We start from the raw sequence: 11,631 nt of genomic DNA on the forward strand, positions 1-11,631 counted from the left end.
GCGCTGAGACTGATTAGCAGGGTTTATTTGGTGCGGTCAATGCGCATGACGTTGTGGGCCAGAAACTGGGTGAAGTAGATGGTGCCGTAACGGTTCACGGTGAGGCCCAGAGGGGATTTGATGGCCAGTTTGCGGGGTTCACCCCGGGTGAACACAGTGGCTTCCACACCAGTGCCTGCCAGATCCACAGGGTTCCAGACGCCGTTCAGGTTGGTGGTGGCAGGGGTGTAGGCCCGGATGCGGTGCTCGTTGATCTCGGAGACCAGGATCATGCCGTTGGGGTGGTACTGGATGGTGATGGGGTCATAGCCCGCAGGTTTGGTGACGATCTTGACGGGGGTGCTGGAGTTGAGGTTCTTGCGCCAGATGCCGGTGCTGGTTCCGAAGAAGATGTTGCCCTGGGGGTCCACAGCCACACCCTCCACGTAGGTTTCTGCAGCGGGCATGGTGAGAACGGTGCTGGTCAGGTAGGTGCTGTCCGTCTGCTTGGTGAGTTTGCGAATGGCGCGGTTGTTGAGGTCTGCCACATAAAGGTCGGTGCCGTGGTGGGCAATCTGGCGGGGGTTGTTGAAGCGGGTGCTGCTCTGGTTGCCATCGTTCATGCCTGCGTCCACGGTGCCCGCCACCAGGGTGGGAGACCAGAACAGGCTGGAGACGGTGTAGATCTGGTTGGCCTGGGTGTTGATGGCCATTTCATCGTTGTCCAGGCAGTCAATGAAGGTGTTGTTGCGGTACACGGCGTTGCTGCTGACCAGCACGGTGTTGTGGGGATCCAGACGCCACAGGCCGTTCTGGTCGGTCAGGTAGATCTTGCCGCTGGGGCAGGTGGTCATGCTGAAGGGCTTGTTGAAACGGGTCTGGTCTGCGGCTCCGGCTTTGTAGCCACCCACATTGAATTTGCCGTAAGCAGGCTGCATGAAAGCATTGGCCGTGATGGGGATCTGGTTGTACTCCTGTCCGGCAGTCACGCCCAGAGAGAACACGGCTTTGGTGGCCGTTTCGGGCACCTGCACGGCAATGGTGAACACCACGCCATCACCGGGTTTCACCTGATTGCTGAAGGACTTGAAGGGGAAGAAGGTGTCGGGCAGCAGTCCATCTGCATTGACGATGCCGCCTCCAGGCACGGTCACATTGGCAGCGGTCTGGGCCACAAAGGAGGGCACAAAGACAGTGAGGTCAGAGTCTGCACCCATGATCTGGTTGGTGTCGTTTTTCAGGGTGAACTGCACGTTGTAAACGGTGTCGTTCTGGTCGGTGATCACCTGGGTGGTGGAAAAGCCAGTGCCTCCGTAGTACACCTGCTGTGAGATGCCCGTTCCCTGGGGGGTAATGGGGCGAATGGTTTTGGTCACGGTGTCCAGCTCGAACAGCATGCCTTCAGCATTTGGGACTTCCACAGGGGTCACGGGGGGCTGGGTCTGCACGGGGGTGCGGGTTCCGCAGGCGGTGACCATCAGGGCAAGGGTGGCAACAGTCAGGAATTTCAGTTTCATAAGGTCCTCCAGCGCCAGAACGCTTTTTCTGATCTCTGATCAGTGAGCGTCCTGCTGATGAAGGCAGAATAAACAACGGAGCATGATTGCAAGATGATTGCCAAAAAGGGCAGATCAGAATGGATGCAGGCTTCTGGCAGAGAGGGCAATCATGCTGCAATCCTGCAATTCAAACCTGCAATTCAAACCTGCAGGGTCAGGCGAACCGGGACAGGCGAAACACAAACCAGCCCACCCCGCCAAAACACAAGCCCAGGCCCAGCAGAATGCAGGGGATCATCCACAGATCCGCAAAGCTGGAAATGGTGGCAGATGCAGGTTTCTGCGGGTCATACAGCACCGTCACCCGGTCCCCAATGTCCGGGTGGGGATCGCTGCCCAGCGGATTGCGAAAAATCAGGGTCTTGCCCTGCCGTGTGGTGTATTTCACAAAGGGGTAGTAGACCACCCCTCCTTTGCTGAGCCGTCCTTTTTCCAGGTCCACCACATGCCCATTTGCGCTCAGGCTCTTTTGCAGAAAAGCCCACTGGCTGCCTGCAGCCCACACGGCCCCCAGCAGAAAGAGTCCTCCGATGGCCATGATGAAAATCAACACTGCTTTCTGAATCCCCATGCAGTGACTGTACCGTGTTCAGCTGGAAGTTGCTTGCAGGTCTGGCACATCTTTTTGCGGTAAGATCTTCTCTGCTGCTGCTTCCACCCGACACCCTCAAGCCAACCCACAAAACCTTTGCAGAACAGGTTTTTTCTGGCAAAAAGTGTCAGGTAGCAGGGTGTTCTCAGAAAGGTGACTTACCTTTGTGCAGAGAACGGGTTAGAATACAGCTTGTTGCGAGTAGGACATTCTACTCTACCCCCGTCAGAATGTCAGAGCATTCCGGGCAAAACGCACAGGACAGCCAGCACAAAGGCTCACCTGGACGTATTTAATGGTGCACCTGGGAACAGGGGGCACAGAGAACAAAGGAGTCAGGAATCAATGATCAGCGTAACAGAATTGCGGAACGGCACAAAAGTCGAGATGGACGGACAGCTCTGGGAATGCCTGGATTACTCTCACCTGAAGATGGGTCGCGGTGGCGCAAAAGTGGTCACCAAGTTCCGCAACATGGAAACCGGATCCATCGTGGACCGCACCTTCAACAGCGGTGAAAAACTGCAGGACATCTTTGTGGAAGGACGCACCATGCAGTTCCTGTACCAGGACGGCGACGACTACCTGTTCATGGACATGGAAACCTTCGATCAGGTCAGCCTGCCCGTGGTCCTTGCTGGCGACCAGAGCAAGTTCCTGGTGGAAAACATGCAGGTGGACGTGCAGATGTTCCGCGAGAAACCCCTGAAAATTGAACTGCCCAACATGGTGGTTCTGGAAGTCACCGAGACCGATCCTGGCGTGCGTGGCGACACCGTTTCTGGTGGCACCAAACCCGCCAAACTGAGCAGCGGAGCCACCATCCAGGTGCCCCTGTTCGTGGAAACCGGCAACAAGCTGAAAGTGGACACCCGAGACGGCGGCAAGTACCTGGGACGGGCATAATGGACCCCCGGGATCTCAAGAAAATCCTGGATGCCCTTTCAGACGCTGAATTCTCCGAGTTCAGCCTGAAAACCAGCGAATACGAGATTTCGCTCAAACGGGGTGTGGAACAGGTGTTCGTGCAGGCTCCAGCACCCGTGGTGGCTGGACCTCAGCAGCCTGTGCCCATTGTGGTCACCCAGCCCACCCCCCAGACCCAGCAGGCCACCCAGCCTGTTGCCCAGGCCCAGCCTGCCCCCGAAGCCGCTCCTGCTGCCCCCACAGAAGACACCAGCAAACTGGTGCCCGTGAAGGCTCCCATCGTGGGAACCTACTATTCTGCCTCCTCCCCTGACGCAGCACCCTACATTCAGGTGGGGGACCGGGTGCAACTTGGTCAGGTGCTGTGCATCGTGGAAGCCATGAAACTGATGAACGAGATCGAATCAGAAGTGGCTGGAATCGTGCGCAAGATCCTGGTGAACAACGCCCAGCCTGTCGAGTACGGTCAGGATTTGTTCCTGATCGAACCTGCCTGAATTTAAACATTTGAGACTTCCCCCTCGGGGCTCCTGTCAGCGGGGGCCATGCAGGGGGAAACTTTTTAAGGAGCCCCATGGATCAACCTCCCTTCAAGAAAATCCTGATTGCCAACCGGGGCGAGATTGCCCTGAGGGTGATCCGCACCTGCAAGGAAATGGGCATCAAGACGGTGGTCGTGTACAGCCAGCCCGACGAGGGCAGCCTGCCCGTGCTGCTGGCCGATGAATCCGTCTGTGTGGGACCCGCTGCCAGCAAGGACAGCTACCTCAACATCCCCAACATCCTCTCTGCCGCCCTGATCACCGGAGCCGAAGCCATCCACCCCGGATACGGTTTCATGGCCGAGAACCCCGACTTTGCCGAGATGTGCCGCGACCACGGCATTGTCTTCATTGGCCCCACCCCCGAGAGCATGCGTGCTCTGGGCTCCAAAGCCGGAGGGCGTGAAATTGCTGCCGAGAGTGGTGTGCCCACCGTTCCCGGAACGGGCGTGCTGGAAACCGTGGATGAGGCCCTGCTGGCCGCCAAACAGATTGGTTACCCTGTGCTGCTCAAGGCCAGTGCCGGGGGCGGCGGGCGCGGCCAGAAGGTTGTGCGCACCCAGGAGGAACTGAAGAGCCTCTTCAACCAGGCACAGGAAGAAGCCCGCCTGTACTTCGGGGATGAAGCCATCATCATGGAAAAATTCCTGGAGGAGTTCCGGCACGTGGAAGTGCAGGTGCTCGGAGACGGCCAGGGCAACGTGATCCACATTGGAGAACGCGACTGCTCAATCCAGCGCCGCAACCAGAAACTCATCGAGGAGGCCCCCTCCACCCTGCCCGATTCCCTGCGTCAGGAGATTCTGGCCGCCGGGGTGCGCCTTGCAAAACACGTGAACTACGCGGGCGCAGGCACCCTGGAATTCATTGTGGACACCAACGGCCACTTCTACTTCATGGAGATGAACACCCGCATTCAGGTGGAGCACTGCGTTTCAGAAATGATCTCGCAGCTGGACTTCATCCGGGAAATGCTGCTGATCGCCTCCGGTCAGGCATTGCGCATCAAGCAGGAAGAGGTGAAGCTCTACGGCCACGCCATTGAGTGCCGCATCAACGCAGAAGATCCCGAAAAAGACTTCCGTCCCAGTGCAGGCAAAATCACCAATTTGCATGTGGCCGGAGGCCCCGGTGTGCGTTTTGATTCCCACGCTTACGCCGGTTACCAGATTCCCCCCCACTACGACAGTCTGGTCGGGAAACTGATCGTGTGGGCCCCCACCCGCCAGGAAGCCATCGCCCGCATGAAACGCGCCCTGGAAGAAACCATTGTGGATGGGGTCAAGACCACCATTCCGCTGTACATCAAAATCATGGACAACCCCTACTACAAACGCGGGGCTGTGCTGACCAACTTCCTCAAGACTCGAATGGAGTGAACTTCAGGAGCACCAGAAGGGAGCGTGTCTGCGCTCCCTTTATCTTTTGGGCAACTTTACAACCATCGGTTGATTTTCGCCTTTTTCCCCGATTCTGAGTTCCCCTTTGACCTGCAGGGTTTTCATGTAGCACAGCCCATCTCTGGTGTTGCACATGAACACATCCGCATTCAGCAGCAGGGGGTAACTGCCTTTTTTGAGGTTTCTGGGAACATCCAATTTGAATTTCAGAGGGTCCAGACGGGCGAAATAGGTTTGAGGCTCGTAATCGGCATCTGGCCCCTTGATGGCCTCCCCTTCCAGAATCAGGGTTTTGAATGGGGTGGTCAGGGTCAGTCTGGTGGGTGCATCTTTGTTGATCAGCACCTCTTGTGGGTTGTCAATTTGCAGGTTCAGCACCACCGTCTGTCCAGGTTGCGCATAAACCACACCCGAATTCTGAACGGCAGCACTTCCCAGAGCAGGCAAAAGCAAAAAAATCATTCGTTCAGCAACCTCTCAATGGCCCTCCTGAGGGGTTTCTCTCCTGCAGGGAATCTGGGGGAGATTTCCCCGTGGGCCGTGTACTGAATTGTACCCCGTCTGTCCAGCAGATAAAAACTGGGCCAGTACTGGTTGCCAAACGCTTTCCAGGTGCGGTACTGGTTGTCCTGCATGATGGGCCAGCGGATGCCCTGCTCTTGCAGGTAGGTTTTCAGGGCTTCTGGGTCCCTGTCTGAATCAAACTCGGGCGTGTGCACCCCGATGATTTCCAGTCCCTTGCTGTGGTACTCGGCGTACATTTTTTTCAGCAGTGGGATGGTGTTGTGGCAGTTGATGCAGGAGTGGACCCAGAAATTGATCAGCACCACCTTGCCTTTCAAATTCTGCAATTTCAGGGGCTGGGTGTTCAGCCATGCACCGGAAGGCTGCAGTTCAGGGGCAACCCCTTTCTGCATCGACAGCAGCAAAGCAGGCAGAAAAAGCAATCCAGCACCCAGAGCAAACCATTTCTTCATGTGTTCTCCTTCAGAGGGGTGTTCAATGGAGGTACGCACCAGAGCTGCTGCAGGTTCGATGGGTGGCCCATTGAACTTTTCACCCCGCTTTTTGCGTACCCTGACAAAGGAGACCCGCATGAAATCAAAAGCCCTCAAACGCTTTCTGCTGGGTGCAGGATTCGGTGTGTTCGCTGGTCTGCTGGGATTTGTGCTGTGGAGGTATTGCAGCCTCCCCTATCCACTTTTTGACCTGTACCAGAGCATCACCCACTTTCTGGGCACCCCTAAAGTGTTCCAGTTGATTCACAAGCTGTTCGGTTATGGAACACTGGGCCAGAACCTGGCCTTCATGGGCACCTCGGTGCTGTGGATTCTGGGGCATGGGGTGTTCGTGATGCTGTCCCGTCCCAGACCCCTGTTCATTGTGTTGCCTGCCCTGCTGTACTTCTGGCTGTCTTCATGGCCGGGCATGCTCATTTACACCGCGCTGTACAGCCTGACCCTGTTCACGAAACCCCAGAGGAAAACGGGAGGCACCTATGCCAAGTCGGCGTGACACTCTAAAAATCCTGTCTGCAACAGCCGTGGGGCTTGCCTTTTCAGGCGTGAAAGCTGCTCCTGCAGCAGGCAAAAAAGTGGATTTCGGGCAGATCAAAGGGCTCAGCCCTGAACTGCTCAGCCAGTCCAAACTGTACCGGGTCTCCAAAAACCCCTCTTTTCTGGACCCCGACCTGACCGGGAAACCCTGGGAACTGGAGGTCTCGGGTCTGGTGGAACGCACCCTGACCCTCTCCCTGGAGCAACTGAAAACCTACCCCAGTGTGAAGCTCATCAACACCCTCACCTGCATTTCCAATCCGGTGGGTGGCAACCTGCTCGGATGCATGGAATGGCAGGGGGTGCCCGTAAAGACCATTCTGGACGAGGCAAAAGTCAAAGGCGCTGCAAAGTACCTGGTCTGGGAAGCTGCCGATGGGTTCATCGAAAGCCTGCCCCTTTCGGAATTGCCAAAAGAAGCCCTGCTGGCCTACATGGTGGATGGTGAGCCTCTGCAACCCATGCACGGCTACCCTCTGCGCATCCTGATTCCCGGGCGCTACGGCATGAAACAGCCCAAATGGCTCACCAGAATCAGCCTCTCTGCAGAAGAGGTGGATGGGTACTGGGCCGAGCGTGGCTGGAGCCGCACCGCAGTGATTGCCGCCATGAGCCGTTTTGATGTGCCCCAGCAGAACCAGACCCTCAGTGCAGGCAAAGAAACCCTCCTGGCAGGCATTGCTTACGCAGGAGGCCGCACCATCGAGAAAGTGGAGGTGTCCCTGGACGGAGGCAAAACCTGGAATGCAGCCCAGACCCGACCCCCCAGAAGCAAATTTGCCTGGATTCAGTGGGCTTACCCCTGGACCCCAAAAGCAGGCTCTTACACCCTGAAAGTGCGGGCCACCGAGGTGGGAGGACGGGTGCAAACCAGCGTGGCAAGGGACGCTCTGCCCGAAGCCGCCAGTGGCCACCACACCCTCACAGTCAAAGTCTCCTGAATTCACCTGTCCCTCTCATGGTCCTGAGGGGATTCCCTGAAATACTGGTTTCTGGGGCAATTGCCCCAGAAACCGTGCGTAAAATGGACAGAATGCGTTTTGTTTTTCCCCTGACCCTCTTGATTCCCCTCTCTGGTGTGACCCTGGCCCACGAAGCCCTGGACCTTGCAGATCCCTCGCTGGGTTCTGCCGCCATCATCAGCATCTGGGTGTTCGCTGTGCTGGCTGGAGTGGGCTTTCTGATCTCTCTGGGTTTGCTGCTGGGCAACCTGGGACGCAAGCAGAACCTGGTGATGGCTGGAGCCATTGGGGCTGTGCTGTCTGCCGGGGTGGCTGGAGCAGCTGGATACGCCCTGTACCTGAAGCAGAACTCTGTCTCAGACCGCATCACCCTGCACCAGACCAGAAACGGCTGGACCACCGCCTATGGCCGCAAGATCTACCTGCAAAACCTGGTGATCCTGCCTGTAAATGAAATCAAGGACATCCTTTCCGAGAGTGAACTGGGGCAAAAATTGCAGGTTCCCATGCTGGGTCTGGATGTGGAGTTGCCAAAACAGCAACTGGTCCACCTGAGTTTCATGGTGCCTGCAGAAGGCACCTTTCTGGCCATGGATGGCAAACTGACCATCCGTGGGGTCAGCAAAGCCGAATTCGAGAAATTCCTGAACACCCCCCAGAACACCAGCACCCAGGGATCAAATCCATGAAAAGAATCGGTCTGACCGGCAGCATTGGCAGCGGAAAAAGCACCGTGTCTCGCCTGCTTGTAAAGAGGGACATTCCTGTGCTGGACGCAGATCAGGTGGCCCGTGAAGTTTCCACTTTTCCAGACGTGCTGCAAAAAGTCAGCGAGGCTTTTGGACCAGAGTATGTCACCCCTGAAGGTTTCAATCGTCCCAAAATTGCAGAACTGGTGTTCCATCAGCCCGAGGCCCGCCAGACCCTGAACGGCATCATCCACCCCAGGGTGCGGTCCAGAATGCGGGAACTGGAAGAGGCTTTGCAGGCAGATCTGGTGGTGCAGGACATCCCCCTGCTGTTTGAAAGCAATCTGGATGCCCTGATGGACGCCACCATCGTGGTGGATGCCCCTCTGGAAGAGCGCATTGCAAGGGTGATGGCCAGAGATGGCCTTTCCCGTGAGCAGGTGCTGTCCCGCGACAACAGCCAGATGCCCGCAGCAGAAAAACGCCAGAAAGCCACTTACGTGGTGTTCAACGATGGGTCGCTGGAACACCTGGAAACCCAGGTGAACCGGATTCTGGATGCATTGCTGAAATCAGGTTCCTGAACCTCATCAAAGTCAAAGCAAAATCAGAACCCCTGCCATCATCAGCAGGGATTCTGTGTATTTCAGCACCTCAGAGCGGTCGCAAATCTTCCCAGAGCTGCCAGCCCACTCCAGCAGGGGTGGCGTTCAGCAAGGGGTTCAGAGCCACACTCAGGCGTTCTGCATGGGCATGAAGCTCCTCGTTGGAGGGCTGGTCCTGGTAGATGCGCAAAGCCGTGAACTGGAAAAAGTGCTGGCTGCTGGTCATTTCGCCATTTTCAAAAAAGGCAAAGGGGGCCTGCATTTCATCCCACAGCAAACTGGCTTCCTCCAGGGTCTCCGGAAGGTATTCGGACAGTTCCAGTGGGCTGCTTTTGGGATACCACAGGTACCCTTGCAGCAACCGGATGGCCATGCGGCCTTCTGGGGGGGTCAGCTGTTCATCCACGCTTCAAGCTCCTGCAGGAAGCGGTCATGCTCGGCGTGGTGGTAGAGGATGGTGCTGAAACCCAGGGCACGGGCAGCAGCCAGGTTCTCTTCCACATCGTCGATGAACACGCTGTTTTCTGCGGTCACACCCGTGGCCTGCACCAGGGCATGGAAAGATTCAGGACTGGGTTTCTTGCTGCCAATTTCATTGCTGTACACCATGGCATCGAAGCGGGACCAGCGGGGATCGGCTTTCAGGCGGTCACTGAGCACCGGGTAGTTGTTGCTCAGCAGGCCCACCTTGAAGTTCTGGGGAATGGTGGGCAGGAATGCGTACATGGGGGGGTTTTCCAGCACACTGCCCAGGTACAGTTCAATCACTTCTTCTAAAGGGGCAGAGAAACCCACTTCCTGCATGAGGTTCTCGAAAAAGGTTTCCAGGTTCCATTTGCCCAGTTCCAGCTGGTGCACATGGGCGAAATACACAGCGCGGACCTTTTCCACGTCGAGGTTGTAGCGTTCGGCAATGCGGCCCGTGGACCGTCCATCAAAGGTGTTCTGGGTGAAGACTCCACCCCAGTCAAAGGTGATTGCTTTCATGTGGGCTCCCCAAACCTGCCTGAAATTCTGAGGCGCAAAAGCAGGTTTACGGTCCTCTGCGTGCCTGTGAGGTGCTTTCGTCGATCAGCACACCGCGCCGCAACCAGGCCCTGACGCAGAGGTCTCGCACCAACCTTAGCACCATCAGGGGTTCTTCGGGGTGATTTTGTTTAAGCGGCCTGCCAAATTGCCTGACATGCTGCTGGTGGCTTTCCAGAAACTGCGGAATGGGCAGGGCAGCCTGACGGTAGGAAATCACCTCGCTGAATTCCAGTGGAAACACCTGTGGAACACTGGTGGTGACCACAGCACTGATGCCAGAGGCCGGGTCTTTCAGGACCGAATGGGCTTCCACGTGGGTCTGTCCTGCATCTGTCCAGTTGAGGGTCACCACCATCAGGTCATTTGAAAAAGGCATCTGCTGGAGATGCCTGAAAAAACCCGAATCTGGTTGTGCTGCGTGCTGTTTGAATCCCAGTTCCAGCAGGTCCTGTGACCATGCAGCCACCTCTGCAGGGATGTCCTGCATTTCTGGTTCTGCTGATGGTTCAAACACATGGGGGTAGGATTTTCCAATCAATCTGGCTGCACTGAGCTCTGAAATCATGCCACGCGACGCGTCCATGCCGAACAAGCGTTCCAGCTCGTTGGAGGTCAGGGCAGCCAGATTCAATTTCAAGTGCATTTCCTACACTCTACCACTCCAGAGGTAACAGATGTATGGGCAAAATCGGAAGCGTTATACTGCAACCATGAACAAGGCCCTCAATGAAAGCAACTCCGATTACCAGCAGACCCTGCAGGAGATTGCTGACTTTTTCAAACAGAACACCCTTCCGGTTTTCATTGCTTCACACGTTGATCCTGACGGAGACGCCATCGGTTCCTGCCTGGGTTTGCAACGCGCCCTGAAAAAACTGGGCAAAACCGCCCAGACGTATGCCTCCATGCCCCAGTACCTGCAGTTTCTGGCTGGACCAGATGAGGTTCTCCCCCCCATTTCCCACCTGCCAGAAGACGTCATTGTAGTGGTGCTGGATGTGGACAACAACGACACCCGCCGCGTGGAAGGCCTGCAACTCGAAGGCTTTCCAGGCTTCACCATCAACATCGACCACCACGGCACCAACAAGCGCAACAGCAACCTCAACCTGGTGTGCCCCAGTCAGGCCGCCACCGCCCAGATCATCACCGATCTGGTGGAGCTCATGGGCGTGGAGTGCGATGAAGGCATCGCCAACCCCCTCTTGACTGGCATCATCACCGACACGGGTTCCTTCAAGTTCTCCAACACCACCCCGGAAGTCCTGATGGCCGCCTCACGCCTGATTGCCGGAGGCGCAGATGTCAGCTTCGTGAACGAGAGCCTCGCACAGCATCCCAGGCGTTATTACCAGCTTCTGGTGCTGGTGCTGCAGTCCATGCGCTACGAACTGAACGACCTGTGTGTGACCGCACATGTGAGTTCTGCCATGCTGGAAAGCGTGGGGGCCAGCTGGGAAGATGTGGAGTCTTACGTTGGCATGATCCGCAGCGCCCAGGGCACCGAACTCGCCATCATGTTCAAAGATTATGGCACCCACATCAAAATCAGCGCCCGTTCACGTGGCAAGGCCAGCGCCCAGAACATCGCCATCGCCTGCGGAGGCGGAGGCCATTACGCTGCCGCCGGAGCCACCCTGCAAATGCCTTTTGAAGAAGCTTATGCCCGGGTCATTGATGAGGCCCGCAAAGAACTGGAGCGGGTGGAATTGGCCTGAGTTGTTGAGCGTCTGAGGGCACTGAGGCCAGATCCCCCTGCCTGTCGTTCCACTCCAGGCTGTTCCCCGTCAG

15 protein-coding genes are annotated in these 11,631 nt (G+C 56.8%); 8 read left to right on the top strand and 7 right to left on the bottom strand.

The features are described 5' to 3' along the window. Window positions 1-23: 23 nt before the first annotated feature. Window positions 24-1,496, bottom strand: coding sequence for an NHL repeat-containing protein (locus IEY52_RS03380; RefSeq protein WP_188999866.1), 1,473 nt, complete (start codon window positions 1,494-1,496; stop codon window positions 24-26). 196 nt (window positions 1,497-1,692) lie between these two features. Continuing rightward, window positions 1,693-2,109: a DUF3592 domain-containing protein gene (locus IEY52_RS03385; protein ID WP_188999869.1), complete on the bottom strand. Its 417-nt coding sequence runs from the start codon at window positions 2,107-2,109 to the stop codon at window positions 1,693-1,695. Between the two features lie 366 nt (window positions 2,110-2,475). On the opposite strand from IEY52_RS03385, the gene efp reads away from it, so the two are divergent. From efp to accC, 3 genes are all read left to right on the top strand, one after another. Further along, window positions 2,476-3,036: an elongation factor P gene (gene efp, locus IEY52_RS03390; RefSeq protein WP_188999872.1), complete on the top strand. Its 561-nt coding sequence runs from the start codon at window positions 2,476-2,478 to the stop codon at window positions 3,034-3,036. Beyond that, window positions 3,036-3,554: an acetyl-CoA carboxylase biotin carboxyl carrier protein gene (gene accB / locus IEY52_RS03395; RefSeq protein ID WP_188999875.1), complete on the top strand. Its 519-nt coding sequence runs from the start codon at window positions 3,036-3,038 to the stop codon at window positions 3,552-3,554. Before efp ends, accB begins: the two co-directional genes overlap by 1 nt. Before the next feature lie 77 nt (window positions 3,555-3,631). Then, complete coding sequence (gene accC / locus IEY52_RS03400) at window positions 3,632-4,978, top strand: acetyl-CoA carboxylase biotin carboxylase subunit (protein WP_188999878.1); 1,347 nt, start codon at window positions 3,632-3,634, stop codon at window positions 4,976-4,978. A gap of 39 nt (window positions 4,979-5,017) precedes the next feature. On the opposite strand, the gene IEY52_RS03405 is transcribed toward accC, so the two are convergent. Both IEY52_RS03405 and IEY52_RS03410 read right to left on the bottom strand, forming a co-directional pair. Beyond that, window positions 5,018-5,461, bottom strand: a complete 444-nt coding sequence (locus IEY52_RS03405; protein WP_188999882.1) for a COG1361 family protein — start codon at window positions 5,459-5,461, stop codon at window positions 5,018-5,020. Continuing rightward, window positions 5,458-5,976 (bottom strand): redoxin domain-containing protein, encoded by a 519-nt coding sequence (locus IEY52_RS03410; RefSeq protein ID WP_188999886.1) that lies wholly within the window; start codon window positions 5,974-5,976, stop codon window positions 5,458-5,460. Before IEY52_RS03410 ends, IEY52_RS03405 begins: the two co-directional genes overlap by 4 nt. Window positions 5,977-6,094: 118 nt before the next feature. On the opposite strand from IEY52_RS03410, the gene IEY52_RS03415 reads away from it, so the two are divergent. The 4 genes from IEY52_RS03415 to coaE all read left to right on the top strand — a co-directional run bounded on the left by IEY52_RS03415 (window position 6,095) and on the right by coaE (window position 8,790). Next, window positions 6,095-6,514, top strand: a complete 420-nt coding sequence (locus IEY52_RS03415; RefSeq protein WP_188999889.1) for a hypothetical protein — start codon at window positions 6,095-6,097, stop codon at window positions 6,512-6,514. After that, the gene (locus tag IEY52_RS03420) at window positions 6,498-7,496 is read left to right on the top strand and encodes a molybdopterin-dependent oxidoreductase (RefSeq protein WP_188999892.1); all 999 of its coding nucleotides are present in this window, start codon (window positions 6,498-6,500) and stop codon (window positions 7,494-7,496) included. Before IEY52_RS03415 ends, IEY52_RS03420 begins: the two co-directional genes overlap by 17 nt. Window positions 7,497-7,588: 92 nt before the next feature. After that, the gene (locus IEY52_RS03425) at window positions 7,589-8,206 is read left to right on the top strand and encodes a hypothetical protein (protein ID WP_188999895.1); all 618 of its coding nucleotides are present in this window, start codon (window positions 7,589-7,591) and stop codon (window positions 8,204-8,206) included. Continuing rightward, window positions 8,203-8,790, top strand: coding sequence for a dephospho-CoA kinase (gene coaE / locus IEY52_RS03430; RefSeq protein WP_188999898.1), 588 nt, complete (start codon window positions 8,203-8,205; stop codon window positions 8,788-8,790). The genes IEY52_RS03425 and coaE overlap by 4 nt, the downstream gene beginning before the upstream one ends. 70 nt (window positions 8,791-8,860) lie before the next feature. Here the strand turns inward: coaE and IEY52_RS03435 are convergent, their stop codons facing one another. The 3 genes from IEY52_RS03435 to IEY52_RS03445 are packed head-to-tail and all read right to left on the bottom strand — an operon-like array spanning window position 8,861 to window position 10,483. Further along, entirely contained in the window at window positions 8,861-9,184 is a 324-nt protein-coding gene (locus tag IEY52_RS03435; protein ID WP_189001096.1) for a DUF3208 domain-containing protein, read from the bottom strand. Between the two features lie 17 nt (window positions 9,185-9,201). Beyond that, window positions 9,202-9,798, bottom strand: a complete 597-nt coding sequence (locus IEY52_RS03440) for an HAD family hydrolase (RefSeq protein ID WP_188999901.1) — start codon at window positions 9,796-9,798, stop codon at window positions 9,202-9,204. 46 nt (window positions 9,799-9,844) lie between these two features. Then, entirely contained in the window at window positions 9,845-10,483 is a 639-nt protein-coding gene (locus IEY52_RS03445) for a hypothetical protein (protein ID WP_188999904.1), read from the bottom strand. A 67-nt stretch (window positions 10,484-10,550) separates the two neighbouring features. Between IEY52_RS03445 and IEY52_RS03450 the strand changes: the two genes are divergently transcribed. Beyond that, the gene (locus tag IEY52_RS03450) at window positions 10,551-11,558 is read left to right on the top strand and encodes a DHH family phosphoesterase (RefSeq protein ID WP_188999906.1); all 1,008 of its coding nucleotides are present in this window, start codon (window positions 10,551-10,553) and stop codon (window positions 11,556-11,558) included. Window positions 11,559-11,631: the final 73 nt, after the last annotated feature.

Source organism: Deinococcus roseus, assembly GCF_014646895.1.
In the GTDB taxonomy this organism is placed as follows: domain Bacteria; phylum Deinococcota; class Deinococci; order Deinococcales; family Deinococcaceae; genus Deinococcus_C; species Deinococcus_C roseus.

What these genes read in the sequence shown, in the direction of transcription:
- IEY52_RS03380 (WP_188999866.1), bottom strand. Translation starts at nt 1,496, where the DNA reads ATGAAACTGAAATTCCTGACTGTTGCCACCCTTGCCCTGATGGTCACC.
- IEY52_RS03385 (WP_188999869.1), bottom strand. Translation starts at nt 2,109, where the DNA reads ATGGGGATTCAGAAAGCAGTGTTGATTTTCATCATGGCCATCGGAGGA.
- efp (WP_188999872.1), top strand. Translation starts at nt 2,476, where the DNA reads ATGATCAGCGTAACAGAATTGCGGAACGGCACAAAAGTCGAGATGGAC.
- accB (WP_188999875.1), top strand. Translation starts at nt 3,036, where the DNA reads ATGGACCCCCGGGATCTCAAGAAAATCCTGGATGCCCTTTCAGACGCT.
- accC (WP_188999878.1), top strand. Translation starts at nt 3,632, where the DNA reads ATGGATCAACCTCCCTTCAAGAAAATCCTGATTGCCAACCGGGGCGAG.
- IEY52_RS03405 (WP_188999882.1), bottom strand. Translation starts at nt 5,461, where the DNA reads ATGATTTTTTTGCTTTTGCCTGCTCTGGGAAGTGCTGCCGTTCAGAAT.
- IEY52_RS03410 (WP_188999886.1), bottom strand. Translation starts at nt 5,976, where the DNA reads ATGAAGAAATGGTTTGCTCTGGGTGCTGGATTGCTTTTTCTGCCTGCT.
- IEY52_RS03415 (WP_188999889.1), top strand. Translation starts at nt 6,095, where the DNA reads ATGAAATCAAAAGCCCTCAAACGCTTTCTGCTGGGTGCAGGATTCGGT.
- IEY52_RS03420 (WP_188999892.1), top strand. Translation starts at nt 6,498, where the DNA reads ATGCCAAGTCGGCGTGACACTCTAAAAATCCTGTCTGCAACAGCCGTG.
- IEY52_RS03425 (WP_188999895.1), top strand. Translation starts at nt 7,589, where the DNA reads ATGCGTTTTGTTTTTCCCCTGACCCTCTTGATTCCCCTCTCTGGTGTG.
- coaE (WP_188999898.1), top strand. Translation starts at nt 8,203, where the DNA reads ATGAAAAGAATCGGTCTGACCGGCAGCATTGGCAGCGGAAAAAGCACC.
- IEY52_RS03435 (WP_189001096.1), bottom strand. Translation starts at nt 9,184, where the DNA reads ATGGCCATCCGGTTGCTGCAAGGGTACCTGTGGTATCCCAAAAGCAGC.
- IEY52_RS03440 (WP_188999901.1), bottom strand. Translation starts at nt 9,798, where the DNA reads ATGAAAGCAATCACCTTTGACTGGGGTGGAGTCTTCACCCAGAACACC.
- IEY52_RS03445 (WP_188999904.1), bottom strand. Translation starts at nt 10,483, where the DNA reads ATGCACTTGAAATTGAATCTGGCTGCCCTGACCTCCAACGAGCTGGAA.
- IEY52_RS03450 (WP_188999906.1), top strand. Translation starts at nt 10,551, where the DNA reads ATGAACAAGGCCCTCAATGAAAGCAACTCCGATTACCAGCAGACCCTG.